The sequence below is a fragment of the Yokenella regensburgei genome, assembly GCF_051486985.1.
Classification (GTDB): Bacteria; Pseudomonadota; Gammaproteobacteria; order Enterobacterales; family Enterobacteriaceae; genus CBFFRJ01.
In genome coordinates this window covers 59,990-76,150 of record NZ_JAHVDV010000006.1, presented here as the reverse complement: position 1 = coordinate 76,150, position 16,161 = coordinate 59,990, and the positions used below count along the sequence as shown (strand labels likewise).

Genomic DNA, 16,161 nt, shown 5'->3' with positions numbered 1-16,161 from the left:
CATACCTGCTACCGGGAAGAAAGATAACTGTTTATTAGCGAAGGGAAGAGGGGAGCGCGAGGCTCCCCGCAGGGTTATTTGTGACGGTTACGCAGGTTTTCAATCACCGCCGTCAGGTCAAGATCCTGATCCTGCAACAGGACCAGCAGGTGATAGACCAGGTCGGAGGCTTCATTGGTCAGTTCAGCACGGTCATTCACCGTGGCGGCAAGCGCGGTTTCCACGCCTTCTTCACCCACCTTTTGCGCAATACGCTTGGTCCCACTGGCGTACAGTTTTGCGGTGTAAGAGCTGGCCGGGTCGGCAGTTTTACGCTCAGCCAGCAGCTTTTCAAGCTGGTAGAGAAACAACCACTGATGGCGGGTATCGCCAAAGCAGCTTGAGCTGCCGGTGTGGCAGGTAGGGCCAACAGGGTTTGCGAGGACCAGCAGCGTGTCGTTATCGCAATCCGGGGCAATGCTCACCAGATTCAGGAAATGGCCTGAGCTTTCGCCCTTGGTCCACAGGCGGCCTTTCGACCGCGAGAAGAAGGTGACTTTGCCGGTTTCCTGGGTTTTTGCCAGCGCGGCTTTATCCATATAACCCAGCATCAGTACTTCGCCAGACACCGCGTGCTGCACGATGGCAGGCATCAGCCCGTCGGTTTTTTCCCAGTCCAGTTGGCTGAGTTGAAGCTCCGTTAACATACCCTTATCTCCACACCCTGACTTGCCAGGTAAAGTTTTAATTCAGCAATATTAATGATTTGTTTATGGAACACGGACGCTGCCAGCGCACCGTCCACGTCCGCATCGCGAAAGGCTTCGAGGAAATGCTCCATCGTGCCCGCGCCGCCGGAGGCAATCAGAGGCACATGGCAGACCTCGCGCACTTTCTTCAGTTGCTCCAGATCGTAGCCGTTGCGCACGCCATCCTGGTTCATCATATTCAAGACGATTTCACCTGCGCCGCGCTTTTGCACTTCCTGTACCCAGTCCAGCGTTTCCCACTGGGTCACCCGGGTGCGGCTTTCGTCGCCGGTATACTGATTGACGTGATATTTACCGGTCGCCTCATCAAACCAGGTATCAATGCCGACCACGATACACTGTACGCCGAAGCGATCTGCCAGACGGGTAATTAACTCCGGGTCGGCCAGCGCCGGGGAGTTAATAGAGATCTTGTCCGCGCCGAAAGAGAGAATTTTTGCCGCCTCTTCAACAGACTTAATGCCGCCCGCTACGCAGAAGGGAATGTCGATCACTTCTGCTACGCGCGACACCCAGCTTTTATCAACCACACGGCCATCGCTGGAGGCGGTGATATCATAAAAAACCAGTTCGTCGGCACCTTCCTCTGCATAGCGTTTGGCCAGCGGAACGATATCACCAATAATTTCGTGGTTGCGGAACTGCACGCCTTTTACCACCTGACCATCGCGTACATCAAGACAAGGAATTATCCGTTTTGCCAGCATTGGATAGCCTCCGTTACGGTGAATTTACCTTCCAGCAGGGCGCGACCGACGATCACCCCCTGAACACCCGTATTGCGCAGAGCGGCAACATCGTTGATGTCGCCAATCCCGCCGGAGGACTGGAAAGCGACCTGTGGATAGCGCGCGCAGACCTCTTCATATAAAGAGACGTTTGACCCGGCGAGCGTACCGTCGCGGGAGATATCAGTGCACAGCACGTGCCTGAGGCCAACCGGCAGATAGGTCTCCACCAGCGCTTCCAGCGAGACGCCGGAATCTTCCTGCCAGCCGCTGACCGCAACCTGTTTCTTGCCCTCTGCATCAATGCGTACGTCAAGCGCCAGTACCAGCGCCTCGGCACCAAAACGTTCAAACCAGCCTTTTACCACCTCCGGCGATTTCACCGCCGTTGAGCCGACCACAACGCGTGCCACGCCCGCTTCAAGCAGGGCTGCAACATCTTCTTCAGTACGCACGCCGCCGCCAACCTGTACTGGGACAGTAACGCCGGCGACAAGGGTTTTAATCAGTGGGATCTGGCGACGCGTCGGATCTTTTGCGCCGGTTAAATCCACCAGGTGCAGCACGGCTGCGCCCTGCGCGGCATAATCCTGTAAGCGGGGGAGGGGATCGGTGCCGTAATCACGCTGCTGACCATAATCCCCCTGGTGCAGACGCACCACGGTGCCGTCAATTAAATCTAATGCAGGAATAATCATTACATCTCCAGGAAGTTTTTCAGCAGCTGTGCGCCTGCACGGCCTGAGCGTTCCGGGTGGAATTGCACGCCGTAGAAGTTGTCTTTTTGCACGGCGGCAGTAAAGGGGGCACCGTAATGGCACTGCGCGATGGTGTAAGGGTTGACCGGCATGGCATAGCTGTGCACGAAGTAGAAATATTCACCGTCTTCAATGCCCTGAAAAAGACGATTACCGGCTTTCGGGTAGACGCGATTCCAGCCCATGTGCGGCAGCGGCAAGCCAACGTCGACCATCTTCGGCACCTCTTCTTCAATGATGCCCAGCAGGTCGACGCCTGTATTCTCTTCGCTAAAACGGCCAAGCAACTGCATACCCAGACAGATGCCCAGTACCGGCTGGGTGCAGGCTTTTATCAGGTCGATAAGATCGCGCTCACGTAGCTGATCCATCGCTGCCTGTGCCGTGCCAACACCAGGCAGGAACAGCTTATCTGCACGCAGTACCACGTCGGGATCGCGACTCACCAGCGGTTCATAACCGTGGCGGGAGACGGCGGATTTAACCGAGTTGAGGTTGGCGCAACCGGTGTCCAGAATCACCACATTCATCACAGCACTCCTTTTGAAGAAGGCAGGGTATCGCCCTCAACGCGGATCGCCTGGCGTAGGGTGCGGCCAAAGGCTTTAAAGAGACTCTCAACGCGGTGGTGATCGTTTTTGCCTTTGGTTTTCAGGTGCAGCGTGGCACCCATCGTATAGGAGAGCGAGCTGAAGAAATGTTCCACCATCTCGGTACTCAAATCGCCGACGCGCTGGTAGGCAAATTCGGCTTTATACTCCAGGTGCGGGCGGCCAGAGATGTCGAGCGCACAACGCGCCAGGCACTCATCCATTGGCAGGACGAAGCCAAAACGGTTGATACCGCGCTTGTCACCCAGCGCTTTCCTCAGCGCTTCACCCAGTGCCAGGCCCGTGTCTTCCACGGTGTGGTGATCGTCAATGTAGAGATCGCCATTCACCGTGATGGCCATGCGAAAACCGCCGTGGGTAGCAATCTGATCCAGCATGTGATCAAAGAAACCGACGCCGGTTTTGATCTTGCTGCCGCCTTCTCTGTCCAGCCACACCTGCACGTCAATCTGCGTCTCTTTCGTGTTGCGCAGAACCTGTGCGTAGCGGTCGCGCCGGGTCAACTGGTCAACAATCATTGTCCAGTTCAGCGTCTCGCGATTATAACGCAGGCCGGTGATGCCCATATTTTCGGCCAGTTCAAGGTCGGTCTGACGGTCACCGATGACGTAGCTGTTCGCTTTGTCCAGCGCCTGCTCAACCAGCCAGCGCTCAACCAGCTGCACTTTCGGCTTGCGACAGTCGCAGTTGTCCGCCGGCAGATGCGGGCAAATCAGCACCTCTTCGAAGGTCACACCCTGCGAAGTAAAAATCTGCATCATCAGATTGTGCGGGCCGTCGAACTCCGCCTGCGGGAAGCTTGCGGTGCCCAGCCCGTCCTGATTGGTTATCATCACCAGCTTAAAGCCCGCTTTTTGCAGTTTCAGCAGCGCGGTAATGGCTTCTGGCTCAAAGGCCAGTTTGTCAAAACGGTCAACCTGATAGTCACTCGGTGGTTCAGAGATCAGGGTGCCATCACGGTCAATAAAAAGGTACTTCTGGCTCATACAGACTCCGCACGTAAAGCGTCAATGACGCGCTGGCTCTCTTCGCGGGTGCCGATAGTAATGCGCAGGCAGCCACTTAAGGTGGGTTGTTTATTTTGGTCACGCAGGATAATGCCCTGATCCCACAGTGATTTAAAGACGGCGCTGGAGGCAACAAAGCGCACCAGAATATAGTTAGTGTCGGAGCTGAATACCGTCTCTACGCAAGGAATGTCGCGCAGGGCGTTGGCCAGGAATTCACGTTCTTCAACGATTTGTGCAACCCGCTGGCGCATGGCCACCAGCCCTTCAGGACTCAACGCCTGGGCGGCAATGTCAGCGACCGGTGTAGAAAGCGGATAGGGGGCAATCACTTTCATCAGCATGGCAATCACCTCGGCATTCGCCAGGGTGAAGCCACAGCGCAGACCGGCCAGCGCAAAGGCTTTTGAGAGCGTACGCAGAATCACCAGGTGCGGATATTCGCTCAACCAGCCGGTGAGTGTCGCCTGTGGGCAAAATTCAATATAGGCTTCGTCAGCCACCACCAGTGCTTTACCGCGGGTCATCTCAAGAACATCACGAATATCCTGCGGGTTAATGATCTGCCCGGTCGGGTTGTTCGGGCTGCAGATGTAAACCAGTTTAACGTTATCCAACTGGCTGGAGATGCTCTCCAGATCCAGTTGCCAGTCGTCCTTCGTCAGCGCAGTGCGATACTCCACCCCAAAGGTTTCTGCGCTGACGCTGTACATCCCGTACGTTGGTGGACAGAACAAGATGGCATCTTTGCCTGGTTCACAAAAGGCGCGAATCAGCAGTTCGATACCTTCATCCGCCCCGCGACAGACCAGCACCTGATCGCTGTTGAGCCCGGCATAGCGGGCATAATGTTCAATCACCGCTTTCGGCTGGCCTTCCGGATAGCGATTCAGGGTCTGTTGCGATAAATCAAAGTTCACCGCCGTCGGGAATTCATTGGCGTTCAGCCAGACATCACCCTTACCACCCAGACGGCGCGCTGACTGGTACGGGGTCAGGGCACGAACGTTGGCGCGAGCCAGTTCCTCAATACTCATGCTTGCTCCTTAAGGGCGTTAACGCGCAGGGTGACGGCGTTTTTGTGGGCGGTCAGCAGTTCAGCCGCTGCCAGCGTTTCAATGGTCGGGGCGAGTGCGGCAAAGCCTTCACGCGAGAGCTCCTGTACGGTCATGCGCTTCTGGAAGTCCGCCAGCCCAAGGCTGGAGCAGGTTGCCGTATAACCGTAGGTCGGTAGCACATGGTTGGTGCCGGAGGCATAATCACCCGCCGATTCCGGTGACCAGTCGCCCAAAAAGACGGAGCCAGCGCTGGTGATATCATCGACCAGGTCGCGTGCATTGCGGGTCTGAATAATCAAATGCTCCGGGCCGTACTGGTTGGAAATCTGCACGCACTGCGCCAGGTCTTTGGTAATAATCAGGCGGCTCGCGGAGAGCGCCTTGCGTGCCGTTTCCGCACGCGGCAGGTCGGCTAACTGGCGTTCAACGGCGTCGGCTACCGCACGTGCCATGCTGGCATCCGGCGTGAGCAAAATCACCTGTGAATCGGGGCCGTGTTCGGCCTGAGAAAGCAGGTCAGAGGCGACGAAATCAGGCGTCGCACCGCTGTCAGCAATCACCAGCACTTCAGACGGGCCGGCAGGCATATCAATGGCGGCACCGTCCAGACGCTGACTTACCTGACGTTTGGCTTCGGTCACGAATGCGTTGCCAGGACCAAAGATTTTGTCCACTTTCGGAACGGATTCGGTGCCAAAGGCCAGGGCCGCAATCGCTTGCGCACCGCCGACTTTAAACACCTCCTGTACCCCGCAAAGTTGCGCGGCATACAAAATCTCATCGGCAATCGGTGGCGGGGAGCACAGCACGACGTTTTTACAACCCGCGATGCGCGCAGGGGTTGCCAGCATCAGCACGGTTGAAAAGAGCGGGGCGGAGCCGCCGGGAATGTAGAGACCCACCGAGGCGACAGGGCGGGTCACCTGCTGGCAACGCACGCCGGGTAGGGTTTCGACATCCACGGTCTGTAATTGCTGGGCCACGTGGAAGGTGTCGATATTCTTCACCGCCACGGCCATCGCCTGTTTAATATCATCGCTTAAGCGCGCGCTGGCGTCGGCGATTTCCTGGGCGGTGACTTTCAGGTCAGTGACATCCGTTTTATCAAATTTTGCACTGTATTCGCGCAGGGCGCTGTCGCCACGGGCAGTGACGTTTTCGAGTATTTCCGCCACCGTGCGGGTTATGCTTTCGGAGGCCGACATTGCCGGGCGCATAAGTAGCGCGCGCTGCTGTTCGGGGCTGCAGCCGTTCCAGTCGATGAGGGTGTTAAAGCTCATAAGTGTTTTCCTTTATTGTAAGCGCCTGAGGCCCACTCACGTTAAACCCGTTGGCCCGGCGCATTTTCACCGGGCGTAAAGGCAGGGTTATTCCATCATCTTCTCAATCGGCAGAACCAGAATGGAGCTGGCACCCAGTGCTTTGAGTTTTTCCATAGTTTCCCAGAACAGGGTCTCGCTGCTCACCATGTGCATGGCGACGCGCTGCTGGTCACCTGCCAGCGGCAGAATAGTCGGGCGTTCAGCGCCCGGTAGCAGAGCAATCACTTCGTCCAGGCGCTCGGTAGGCGCATGCATCATGATGTACTTCGATTCACGGGCCTGAATCACACCCTGAATACGGGTAAGCAGTTTGTTGATGAGCTGCTGTTTGGCATCGTCCATTTCACCGTCACGTTGGATCAGGCAGGCCTTGGAGCGGTAAATGACTTCCACCTCCCGCAGACCATTGGCTTCAAGGGTAGCCCCTGTCGAGACGAGGTCGCAGATAGCGTCCGCCAGTCCAGCGCGCGGCGCGACTTCAACAGAACCGTTTAACAGACAGGATTTAAAGGAGACGCCTTTCTGATCCAGATAGCGTTTGAGCAGGTGCGGATAGGAGGTGGCAATACGTTTGCCATCAAGCCCCGCCGGGCCGTCCCAGACTTCATCTACGTTGGTCGCCAGTGACAGGCGGCAGCCACCAAAGTCGAGACGACGAAGGGTGAAATAACGAGGATCTTCTCCCTGAGCGCGGCGGGTCAGCAGCTCTTCTTCCAGCACGTTCTCGCCGATAATACCCAGATCAACCACGCCATCCATGACCAGCCCTGGAATGTCGTCGTCACGCACGCGCAGAATATCAATCGGCATATTTTCGGCCAGAGCAATCAGACGCTGGGTGTGCAGGTTGATTTTAATGCCACAGCGGGCGAGTAATTCGCGGGACTCTTCGCTAAGTCGGCCAGATTTCTGAATAGCTATGCGTAAACGGCTGTTGTCTAACATTCTGTTGTCCTCGTTATCCTGCTAAATTTGGTTCAAAAAAAAGCCCCCGGAAGATGATCTTCCGGGGGCTTTTTTCTGCGTTCATGCACCACTGGAAGATTTTATCGTCTCCCAGCACACATCGCCTGAAAGACTAGTCAGGATGATGATGATGGTGGTGAAGTTTAATCTGAACGCTTGTCATAAAAATCTCGTTGAATGCTTATTCACATTGATGTCGTTTAACCTAAACCACTTTTGCCTACGAAGGCAAGGGCTTTTTTACATCATTAAATGATTTCATATTCAGGGTATGAATTGTCAGTTCTGCCCCGCTGGCGTAGCCTTACAAGGGAATCAGCAAAACGTCGGGAGAGACAGATGAAAAAGGTCGCAATTGTCGGTTTAGGGTGGCTGGGTATGCCATTAGCGCTGTCGCTTACCGCGCGAGGCTGGCAGGTGGTCGGCAGCAAAACGACCCAGGACGGGGTGGAGGCGGCCAGAATGAGCGGCGTCGAAAGCTACGTGCTGAAACTTGAGCCTGAACTGGTCTGCGACGCCGACGATCTGGAGGCGTTAATGCAGGCAGATGCGCTGGTTATCACGCTACCGGCACGGCGCAGCGGTCCGGGTGAAGAGTTCTATTTGCAGGCGATACAGGAAATTGTCGACAGCGCGCTGGCCTGGCGTGTTCCGCGGATACTCTTTACCAGCTCGACTTCGGTCTACGGTGATGTCAGCGGTAGTGTTAAAGAAACGATGCCACGCAACCCGGTTACCGCGAGCGGGCGGGTGCTAAAAGAGCTGGAAGACTGGTTGCATAATCTGCCGGGAACCTCCGTCGATATTTTACGGCTCGCCGGGCTGGTGGGGCCAGGGCGCCATCCCGGACGCTTCTTTGCAGGCAAAACGGCACCGGATGGGCAGCACGGCGTGAATCTGGTGCATCTGGACGATGTTATCTCTGCAATTACATTGCTGCTTCAGTCCCCAAAAGGCGGACATATATATAATCTCTGCGCGCCGCAGCACCCGGCCCGTTCGGTTTTTTATCCGCTGATGGCCCGCCAGCTTGGTCTGGCTGAACCTCTCTTTCTTGACGCTCCCGGCCAGGGAAAAGGCAAACTTGTCGACGGCAACCGAATCTGCCATGAACTGGGTTTTGAATACCAGTACCCCGACCCGATGACCATGCCAATGAACTAACCGGGTTAACCAAACCGCAGGGGGCTAACCGTCCCCCTGCGGGGGCGCGTTTATTTGTTGCAAAAAATGCTTTTTTTTTATCCGAATCCTGCCTGAGGTGTTAAAAATCAACCGATTGACAGAAATTATTGGTTGAGCCGCGTCTCACAGGGTTGTCATTGCGCCTCAGTTTGGTGCAAAATATGCCCCGCAAAAAAGGAATAGCCGACGTAAACACGTCGGTTATTTTTTTGCATTCTTGAAACATCATTCAATACCAAGAGGCCGGGCTTCGTACCGGATAGATATTTACTTAAAAACCGACAGTTGTTGTCGCTGAGGAAACAGAAAAAAATGGGGCAATTTTTTGTATTTGCAATGGTTTCCGCCATTCAGGAGGATAATCATGTCGCATAACGTTACTCCAAAAACCTCTCGCGTGGAATTGCGTAAATCGCTTACGTTGATTCCGGTTGTCATGATGGGTCTTGCCTATATGCAGCCGATGACGCTGTTCGATACATTCGGCATTGTCTCTGGTTTGACTGATGGTCACGTTGCAACGGCCTATGCCTTTGCTCTGGTTGCCATCCTCTTTACTGCGCTGAGCTACGGTAAGCTGGTCCGCCGCTTCCCGTCCGCTGGCTCTGCCTATACCTATGCCCAGAAATCCATTAGCCCGGCTGTTGGCTTTATGGTGGGCTGGTCGTCGCTGCTGGACTACCTGTTCATGCCGATGATCAACATTCTGTTGGCAAAAATTTACTTTGAAGCGCTGGTTCCGAGCGTACCGTCGTGGCTGTTTGTGGTTGCGCTGGTGGCCTTTATGACCATCTCCAATCTGCGCAGCATTAAGTCCGTTGCGAACTTCAACACCCTGATTGTTATTCTGCAGATGGGTATCGTTGCCATTATCGTTGGCCTGATCGTCTACGGTGTGGCGCACGGCGAAGGCGCAGGGACCCTGACCAGTTCACGTCCGTTCTGGTCTGAAGGTGCGCATGTGGTGCCGATGATTACCGGTGCGACCATTCTGTGCTTCTCGTTCCTGGGCTTCGATGGTATCTCTTCACTGTCTGAAGAGACCAAAGACGCAGAGCGTGTGATTCCGAAAGCCATCTTCCTGACCGCGCTGATCGGGGGTCTGGTGTTTATCGTGGCGTCGTACTTCCTGCAGCTGTACTTCCCGGATATCTCTCGCTTTAAAGATCCGGATGCGTCACAGCCGGAAATCATGCTCTACGTGGCGGGTAAAACCTTCCAGTTCGGTGTGCTGGTCTTCTCTACCATCACCGTTCTCGCTTCCGGCATGGCTGCTCATGCAGGTGTCTCCCGTCTGATGTACGTGATGGGCCGTGACGGTGTTTTCCCGACCCGTTTCTTTGGCTACGTTCATCCGAAATGGCGTACGCCGGCGTGGAACGTACTGCTGGTAGGTGCCATTGCGCTGCTGGCGATTAACTTTGACCTGGTCACGGCAACGGCTCTGATTAACTTCGGTGCGCTGGTCGCCTTCACCTTTGTAAACCTGTCGGTGATCTCTCAGTTCTGGATCCGCGAGAAGCGTAACAAAACGCTGAAAGACCACTTCCAGTATCTGGTACTGCCGATGTGTGGTGCGCTTACTGTTGGCGCGTTGTGGGTGAACCTGGAGCAGAGCTCAATGATTCTGGGTCTTATCTGGGGTGCGATTGGTCTGTTGTATCTGGCCTGCGTGACCAGAAGCTTCCGCAACCCGGTGCCGCAGTACGAAGACATTCCGCAGTAATAACGGCGTCATTAAAAACCGGAGGCTCTGACCTCCGGTTTTTTTTACCCTACACTATCTCCTGAGCGTACTGCCACAGGGCATTCAGCAGGGCCACCTTCTCTTTATCATCCGCATATTGTGCAAACAGCATCTGTAATTCGTCAGCATAGGCCTGCAAAAACGCGGGCGTAAACACCTCGCGACGGTGTTCCATCCAGCGCTGCTGCTCAACTTCATCCAGCGTGCCGGGGAAATTACGCGCCCGGTAGTTGAAGAGTAATCTCTCGATGCGTTTATCGGCAAAGGTGATGTCCAGGGCAGGCAGGTTACGCGGATCAGTCTCCAGTACGATGCGCATCGCTGCGCGATCCGCGTCGCTGAAGAAACCATTATAGAGCTGTGTATCGATGTTATCCGAAGGCACAAAGGGTTCCGCTTCTGCAAAAATTGCGACCACTTTTTCCCGCACCAGCGGGTTTTCGCGCAGGATTTTCAGATTATCAAGACAGCGTTTGCGGTCAACGCCCAGCCGTTCAGCATCTTCAGGACGTAGCGTTTTAGCCTGCGCCAGCACCGGGCATTTATTGAGGTGCACCAGTTTCACCGGGATGGGGGATTTCCCCTCAAGCGCGGCTTTTGCCGTATAGAGCCGTTCACGAAGCGCATCGGCATTCAATTCCAGCAGAGGCGTCATGTCGCCTGCCAGATCAACCATGATCACTGCATTGCGGTTTTCCGGGTGCCAGGCCAGAGGTGCGACCCAACTGGTGTTGCTGCGATCGGCTCCGAACATGCCTGAAACATGCACTAACGGAGCCATTTGCGGCACGTCAATCAGGGTGGCCAGCTTTTGCTTGCTTCGGTGGCTAAGCAGGTATTCAAACAGACGCGGCTGATGTGTTTTCACCAGCTTTGCCATCGCAATGGTGGCGTATACATCAGCCATCGCATCATGGGCGTTGCTGTGCTCAATCCCGTTCGCCCGGGTGAGATGTTCAAGCCGGAAACTGGGTAAGCCGTCGTCATTCTCCGGCCAGTTAATACCTTCCGGGCGCAGCGCATAGCAGGCGCGCATGACATCAAGCAGATCCCAACGTGAATTATTATTCTGCCAGCTCCAGGCATAGGGATCGTAGAAATTGCGGTAGAAAATGTTACGTGTCACTTCGTCATCAAAGCGAACGTTGTTGTAGCCCAGTACGCAGGTGTTCGGGACGGTAAACAGATCGTGAATACGCCTGGCAAACCCGGCTTCATTCACCCCCTTCGCTTTCGCCTGCTGCGGAGTGATGCCGGTGATAAGTACGGCACCAGGTTGTGGCAGGTAATCATCGGCAGGTTTGCAGAAGAAAACTTCAGGTTCCCCGATGATGTTGAAATCAGCATCGGTGCGAATGGCAGCAAACTGCGCGGGCCTGTCCAGCGCCGGATGGGTACCAAAGGTTTCGTAGTCATGGAAGAGAAATGTCGGCGCTGCGTTGGAATCTGACACTGAGCTTATCCTGTTCATTAATAACCCCTGCATGGTAAACCATCAGGCCATTTCTGCCGAAGAAAAACCCCGCTATGCCCGTTTTTTTGCCTCCATCAGGCCGGTAAAAGCTGATCTCCGTCACATTTTTTTGCAATTTGTCCGAGTATCTACACACTAAGTTGCGTAAAAAGGACGGCGAATTTGACGTAAATGAGGATATTCCATTGAAATGCCGTTTGTTTTTTGCCTTCACTCTTCTGTCAGCCGCCGTCCATCATGCCTGTGCTGATGAGATGCCTCAGGCACCGAAGCCTCCGGTCATTCAGGCCGGTGCCTGGGTATTGATGGATTTTACCACCGGACAGATTTTAACCGCAGGCAATGAACACCAGCAGCGTAACCCGGCCAGCCTCACTAAACTGATGACCGGCTATGTGGTCGACCGTGCGATTGATAGCCATCGCATCAGTGCTGACGATGTGGTCACGGTAGGGAAAGACGCGTGGGCACGAGGAAATCCGGTGTTTGAAGGGTCATCGCTCATGTTTATTAAGCCCGGCGATCGGATCACGGTGCGCGACCTGAGCCGGGGCCTGATTGTCGACTCAGGCAACGATGCCTGTGTTGCCCTGGCTGACCATGTCGCCGGTGGGCAACCGCAATTTGTCGCCATGATGAACGACTATGTGCACAAACTTGGCCTTAAAGACACTCACTTTGAAACCGTGCATGGGCTGGATGCGCCGGGCCAACACAGCTCGGCCTATGACCTTGCCGTATTGTCACGTGCCATCATTCATGGCGAGCCCGCTTTTTATCATATGTACAGTGAAAAGAGCCTGACCTGGAACGGTATCACCCAGCAGAACCGTAATGGTCTTTTATGGGACAAGTCCCTGAATGTGGATGGCCTGAAAACCGGCCATACCTCTGGCGCAGGCTTCAATCTTATCGCCTCAAGTGTGGACGGGCAGCGTCGTTTGATTGCGGTCATCATGGGGGCGGAAAGCCCGAAAGGGCGTGAAGAGCAGGCGCGTAAATTGTTGCACTGGGGGCAGGATAATTTTGACACCGTACAAATTCTGCACAAGGGCAAAAAGGTGGGCAGTGAACGTATCTGGTACGGCGATAAAGAAAAGGTGAACGTCGGCACCGAGGATGATTTCTGGCTAGCGCTGCCAAAAGCCGAATTGCCCAATATTAAAGCGCGCTACATCATGGACAACAAGAGTCTGGAAGCGCCGATGGCGGCACACCAGCGGGTAGGAGAGATCCAGCTTTACGATCGCGACCAGGTGATAGCGCACTGGCCGCTGGTAGCCCTGGACAACGTGGGCAAGGGTGGACTGTTTTCCCGTCTGAGCGATTACTTCCACCATCCAGAATGAGGCTGACATGGCAAAGTGGCGAGTGCACGAGTCTGCTCCCATAATTGACCCGTGCAGGATGGCGGACGAGCATCCGTTATTTACACTGTATAAAACATCGGTGTCAGTGAGGAGAGTCGCATGGAATACCACGTTAAGCAGGTTGATACGCGCACTATCGCCGGGTTCCATCTGGTGGGGCCGTGGGATGTCACGGTGAAACAGGGCTTCGCGCAGTTGAACATGTGGGTAAAGAATAAGCACATTCAGCCCATCGACTGGATTTGCGCTTACTACGATAACCCCGATGAGGTTCCGGCGGACAAGTTACGTTGTGATGTGGTGGTGTCTGTGCCCGAGGACTTTGTTATTCCGGAAAACAGCGAAGGGGTAATGAAAACGGAGTTACCGGGTGGGGACTACGCCGTGGCTCGCGCGAAGGTCTATAACAATGAGTTTGAAAAATCCTGGGATCTTTTCTTCGACGAGCTGTTGGTGGATGAGCACTACCAGATTGCGCTGCGCCCGTGCTTTGAGCTTTACCTCAATGGTGACCAGGAGGATGGCTACTGGGAAATCGACATGTACATTCCGGTTGAGCCCAAGTCCTGACAGTTAGCCTTGCCTGTACCGGGTAACTGAAGCGCAGAATGCGGTCAGTTACCCTTTTTTTGTCCTGAACAGTGATCTGTACCGCAGAAAAGTCGTTACAATCGCGCTTTCGTTTTTGGCTGGAGAACGGGTGTGCGTCCCGACAAGTCACTCAGTCCTTTTGAAATCAGGCTTTATCGTCACTACCGCGTTGTGCATGGGGTGCGTATTGCGCTGGCCTTCGTTCTGACATTTTTACTGGTGCGTCTGCTGAACATCCCTGAAGGGACCTGGCCTTTGATTACGCTTGTTGTCGTGATGGGGCCCATCTCCTTTTGGGGGAATGTGGTTCCCCGGGCCTTTGACCGTATTGGCGGCACTATCTGCGGCTCTGCTCTGGGCCTGGTTGCCCTGCGGCTTGAACTCCTCTCAATGCCAGTCATGCTGCTCTGGTGCGCGGCCGCTATGTTCCTTTGCGGCTGGCTGGCACTGGGGAAGAAACCCTATCAGGCATTGCTTATTGGTATTACGCTGGCAGTGGTCGTGGGTGCGCCTGCAGGCGACATGGAAACGGCACTCTGGCGAAGCGGTGATGTCATTTTTGGCTCTCTTCTGGCCATGTTATTTACCGGCATCTGGCCTCAACGGGCATTTCTGCACTGGCGAATTCAGATGGCGGGTTATGTCACGGCCTTTAACCGGGTCTACCAGGCGGGGTTCTCAGTGAATCTGGTTGAACGTCCCCGCCTGGAAAAACATCTGCAAAAAATCCTTAATGATGTCGTCAGAATGCGCGGACTGATCACCCCTGCGAGCAAAGAGACTCACATCCAGAAAGCTATTTTTGAAGCCATTCAGACGGTCAGCCGCAATCTGGTTTGCATGCTCGAGTTACAGATTAACGCCCACTGGGCATCGCGCTCCAGCCATTTTGTGATGCTCAATGCCCACACGCTTCGTGAAACGCAGCAGATGACTCAACAGACGCTGTTGACCATTGCGCATGCATTATACGAAGGGAATCCGCAGCCGATTATAGCTAATACCGAAAAACTCACTGAGATAGTTACCGAGCTGCGCGAGCTTCTGCGCGATCATCAGGGTGATGCGCTGGCGGAAAACTCCATTCACGGGTATGTGTGGCTGAGTATGGAACTGGCCCGCCAGCTGGAATTACTGTCGCACCTCATTTGCCGGGCGCTGCGCAAATAAGCCTCATCTGATGCTGAAAAGCAGGGAGGTTGTTTCGATTCAGCCTGATTTGAGGTTATGATAGGTAAAAGGATAAAACCATTGTCATCAGCAACGGCAAAAAGTAAGGTCTACCCTTCAGCGGTTGCTTTAACGAATCCGAATCTCACATTATCAGGGGTGTCAAAATGGAAACAACCAAGCCTTCATTCCAGGACGTTCTGGAGTTTGTTCGTCTGTTCCGTCGTAAGAATAAACTGCAGCGTGAAATCCAGGACGTCGAGAAAAAGATCCGTGACAACCAGAAGCGTGTTCTGCTGCTGGACAACCTGAGCGACTACATCAAACCGGGTATGAGCGTTGAAGCCATCCAGGGCATCATCGCCAGCATGAAAAGCGATTACGAAGATCGCGTAGATGATTACATCATCAAAAACGCTGAAATTTCTAAAGAGCGTCGCGAAATCTCCAAAAAGCTGAAAACAATGGGCGAACAAAAAACCATTGATCTTAAAGCAGAATAACGCTTATTACGGTGAGGGAACTCCTCACCGTTCTTTTACTCCCCCCTCAACCAGCCGTAACAGATGCTGCTCTGGCCAGTGAGCAGATAGCTGCGTTTTTTTCAGATGCCAGCACACTTTTTCCACATCCTGCTTTTTCCTGTCACAAAAGAGCCCAACCACGCTGCCGCTATGGGCAACATTCAAGCCATAGAGATCGCACTTCTCCACCAGCGACATTAACTCCCGAAAGGCGGGTTTAGGAAGCAGCCGCTGGCTGGCGATCGCGCTGCGGGTGGCCGCTTCGGCAAGTAAAGCAGGAGAGCGGTGCGCGCAGGCCTGCTGCACCTGCTGCCACGCACTGTCCAGTTCCGCCGCATGGGTTTTCAGTACAGGCTCACGCGGCAGACGATGATAATCTTCCGTACGCAAAATCAACGGACTTTCAAGCAGCAGGATATCCATTGCGGGCAGACCGTGACAGGCGATATGCATGCTGGCGCTATTGTGATCGAAGAGGGTCAGGTGGCGAAAAACGGTACTGTCGGTGGGTTCGAGCATGACGCAGAGCCGGGCAAGGGTCGGTTCATCCAGTGAATAGCCGTAGTGCCGTGAGGTAGCGACGGCCGTGGCGGCAATATCTGCTGTACTGCTCGCCATTCCTTTAGCAACCGGAATGGTCGAGCGGCACTCAATACGAATCTCCCGGCTTAAGGAAGAGGGAAGTTGCCAGTGTCGGAGCACAAGATTAACCATCGCCCGCATCCGCGTGCGTTCAGTCGGCAAAGGTGAACCAGTGGAGATTTCAACCTCGCTGTACCAGTCAACCGGGCAGGAAACCAGTTTTTCACTGCCCAGGATCCAACCCTGAATGATTTCACCGCAGGATGCGGGACACCGTGCCAGCGCCACACTTTACCTCTCAACTAAAGCACTTACCGAC

Annotated in this window: 17 protein-coding genes and 1 other annotated feature; of the genes, 6 read left to right on the top strand and 11 right to left on the bottom strand. The window is 54.5% G+C overall.

Translation table 11 applies throughout. The annotated features are described in order from the left end of the window. Nucleotides 1–74 precede the first annotated feature (74 nt). The 9 genes from hisIE to hisL all read right to left on the bottom strand — a co-directional run bounded on the left by hisIE (nt 75) and on the right by hisL (nt 7,362). Complete coding sequence (gene hisIE, locus KXR87_RS06580; RefSeq protein WP_437431453.1) at nt 75–686, bottom strand: bifunctional phosphoribosyl-AMP cyclohydrolase/phosphoribosyl-ATP diphosphatase HisIE; 612 nt, start codon at nt 684–686, stop codon at nt 75–77. Continuing rightward, nucleotides 680–1,456, bottom strand: a complete 777-nt coding sequence (gene hisF, locus KXR87_RS06575) for an imidazole glycerol phosphate synthase subunit HisF (protein ID WP_437431452.1) — start codon at nt 1,454–1,456, stop codon at nt 680–682. Before hisF ends, hisIE begins: the two co-directional genes overlap by 7 nt. Further along, the gene (hisA, locus tag KXR87_RS06570; protein ID WP_437431451.1) at nt 1,438–2,175 is read right to left on the bottom strand and encodes a 1-(5-phosphoribosyl)-5-[(5-phosphoribosylamino)methylideneamino]imidazole-4-carboxamide isomerase; all 738 of its coding nucleotides are present in this window, start codon (nt 2,173–2,175) and stop codon (nt 1,438–1,440) included. The genes hisF and hisA overlap by 19 nt, the downstream gene beginning before the upstream one ends. Continuing rightward, nucleotides 2,175–2,765: an imidazole glycerol phosphate synthase subunit HisH gene (hisH, locus tag KXR87_RS06565; protein WP_437431450.1), complete on the bottom strand. Its 591-nt coding sequence runs from the start codon at nt 2,763–2,765 to the stop codon at nt 2,175–2,177. Before hisH ends, hisA begins: the two co-directional genes overlap by 1 nt. After that, entirely contained in the window at nt 2,765–3,832 is a 1,068-nt protein-coding gene (gene hisB / locus KXR87_RS06560) for a bifunctional histidinol-phosphatase/imidazoleglycerol-phosphate dehydratase HisB (protein WP_437431449.1), read from the bottom strand. The genes hisH and hisB overlap by 1 nt, the downstream gene beginning before the upstream one ends. Beyond that, a complete protein-coding gene (hisC, locus tag KXR87_RS06555) occupies nt 3,829–4,890 on the bottom strand; it encodes a histidinol-phosphate transaminase (RefSeq protein ID WP_437431448.1) in 1,062 nt (353 codons plus the stop codon). Before hisC ends, hisB begins: the two co-directional genes overlap by 4 nt. After that, nucleotides 4,887–6,191 carry a histidinol dehydrogenase gene (gene hisD, locus KXR87_RS06550; RefSeq protein WP_437431447.1) on the bottom strand — a complete coding sequence of 435 codons (1,305 nt, stop codon included), beginning with the start codon at nt 6,189–6,191 and terminating at the stop codon, nt 4,887–4,889. Before hisD ends, hisC begins: the two co-directional genes overlap by 4 nt. Before the next feature lie 87 nt (nt 6,192–6,278). Next, the gene (hisG, locus tag KXR87_RS06545; protein WP_437431446.1) at nt 6,279–7,178 is read right to left on the bottom strand and encodes an ATP phosphoribosyltransferase; all 900 of its coding nucleotides are present in this window, start codon (nt 7,176–7,178) and stop codon (nt 6,279–6,281) included. 34 nt (nt 7,179–7,212) lie between these two features. After that, nucleotides 7,213–7,336 (bottom strand) — a sequence feature (His leader region). Continuing rightward, on the bottom strand, nt 7,312–7,362 hold the full coding sequence (hisL, locus tag KXR87_RS06540; protein ID WP_437431529.1) for a his operon leader peptide: 51 nt from the start codon (nt 7,360–7,362) through the stop codon (nt 7,312–7,314). Its footprint overlaps the feature before it by 25 nt. Before the next feature lie 176 nt (nt 7,363–7,538). Between hisL and KXR87_RS06535 the strand changes: the two genes are divergently transcribed. Continuing rightward, on the top strand, nt 7,539–8,363 hold the full coding sequence (locus tag KXR87_RS06535; RefSeq protein ID WP_437431445.1) for an SDR family oxidoreductase: 825 nt from the start codon (nt 7,539–7,541) through the stop codon (nt 8,361–8,363). A 385-nt stretch (nt 8,364–8,748) separates the two neighbouring features. After that, nucleotides 8,749–10,110, top strand: a complete 1,362-nt coding sequence (locus KXR87_RS06530; protein WP_437431444.1) for an APC family permease — start codon at nt 8,749–8,751, stop codon at nt 10,108–10,110. 49 nt (nt 10,111–10,159) lie between these two features. On the opposite strand, the gene sbcB is transcribed toward KXR87_RS06530, so the two are convergent. Then, nucleotides 10,160–11,584 (bottom strand): exodeoxyribonuclease I, encoded by a 1,425-nt coding sequence (gene sbcB / locus KXR87_RS06525; protein ID WP_437431443.1) that lies wholly within the window; start codon nt 11,582–11,584, stop codon nt 10,160–10,162. 206 nt (nt 11,585–11,790) lie between these two features. Here sbcB and dacD point away from each other — a divergent pair, with 206 nt between their 5' ends. From dacD to KXR87_RS06505, 4 genes are all read left to right on the top strand, one after another. After that, entirely contained in the window at nt 11,791–12,954 is a 1,164-nt protein-coding gene (dacD, locus tag KXR87_RS06520; RefSeq protein ID WP_437431442.1) for a serine-type D-Ala-D-Ala carboxypeptidase DacD, read from the top strand. Between the two features lie 120 nt (nt 12,955–13,074). Continuing rightward, nucleotides 13,075–13,545, top strand: coding sequence for a DNA gyrase inhibitor SbmC (gene sbmC / locus KXR87_RS06515; RefSeq protein WP_437431441.1), 471 nt, complete (start codon nt 13,075–13,077; stop codon nt 13,543–13,545). Nucleotides 13,546–13,677: 132 nt separating this feature from the next. Beyond that, nucleotides 13,678–14,736 (top strand): FUSC family protein, encoded by a 1,059-nt coding sequence (locus tag KXR87_RS06510; protein ID WP_437431440.1) that lies wholly within the window; start codon nt 13,678–13,680, stop codon nt 14,734–14,736. 167 nt (nt 14,737–14,903) lie between these two features. Beyond that, a complete protein-coding gene (locus tag KXR87_RS06505; RefSeq protein ID WP_437431439.1) occupies nt 14,904–15,239 on the top strand; it encodes a DUF496 family protein in 336 nt (111 codons plus the stop codon). A 24-nt stretch (nt 15,240–15,263) separates the two neighbouring features. Here KXR87_RS06505 and KXR87_RS06500 read toward each other — a convergent pair whose 3' ends face one another. Then, nucleotides 15,264–16,130: an L-threonine kinase gene (locus KXR87_RS06500; protein WP_437431438.1), complete on the bottom strand. Its 867-nt coding sequence runs from the start codon at nt 16,128–16,130 to the stop codon at nt 15,264–15,266. Nucleotides 16,131–16,161 lie beyond the last annotated feature (31 nt).

Excerpts from the sequence above, each read along its gene's own strand:
- hisIE (WP_437431453.1), bottom strand. The coding sequence starts at position 686 with ATGTTAACGGAGCTTCAACTCAGCCAACTGGACTGGGAAAAAACCGAC.
- hisF (WP_437431452.1), bottom strand. The coding sequence starts at position 1,456 with ATGCTGGCAAAACGGATAATTCCTTGTCTTGATGTACGCGATGGTCAG.
- hisA (WP_437431451.1), bottom strand. The coding sequence starts at position 2,175 with ATGATTATTCCTGCATTAGATTTAATTGACGGCACCGTGGTGCGTCTG.
- hisH (WP_437431450.1), bottom strand. The coding sequence starts at position 2,765 with ATGAATGTGGTGATTCTGGACACCGGTTGCGCCAACCTCAACTCGGTT.
- hisB (WP_437431449.1), bottom strand. The coding sequence starts at position 3,832 with ATGAGCCAGAAGTACCTTTTTATTGACCGTGATGGCACCCTGATCTCT.
- hisC (WP_437431448.1), bottom strand. The coding sequence starts at position 4,890 with ATGAGTATTGAGGAACTGGCTCGCGCCAACGTTCGTGCCCTGACCCCG.
- hisD (WP_437431447.1), bottom strand. The coding sequence starts at position 6,191 with ATGAGCTTTAACACCCTCATCGACTGGAACGGCTGCAGCCCCGAACAG.
- hisG (WP_437431446.1), bottom strand. The coding sequence starts at position 7,178 with ATGTTAGACAACAGCCGTTTACGCATAGCTATTCAGAAATCTGGCCGA.
- KXR87_RS06535 (WP_437431445.1), top strand. The coding sequence starts at position 7,539 with ATGAAAAAGGTCGCAATTGTCGGTTTAGGGTGGCTGGGTATGCCATTA.
- KXR87_RS06530 (WP_437431444.1), top strand. The coding sequence starts at position 8,749 with ATGTCGCATAACGTTACTCCAAAAACCTCTCGCGTGGAATTGCGTAAA.
- sbmC (WP_437431441.1), top strand. The coding sequence starts at position 13,075 with ATGGAATACCACGTTAAGCAGGTTGATACGCGCACTATCGCCGGGTTC.
- KXR87_RS06505 (WP_437431439.1), top strand. The coding sequence starts at position 14,904 with ATGGAAACAACCAAGCCTTCATTCCAGGACGTTCTGGAGTTTGTTCGT.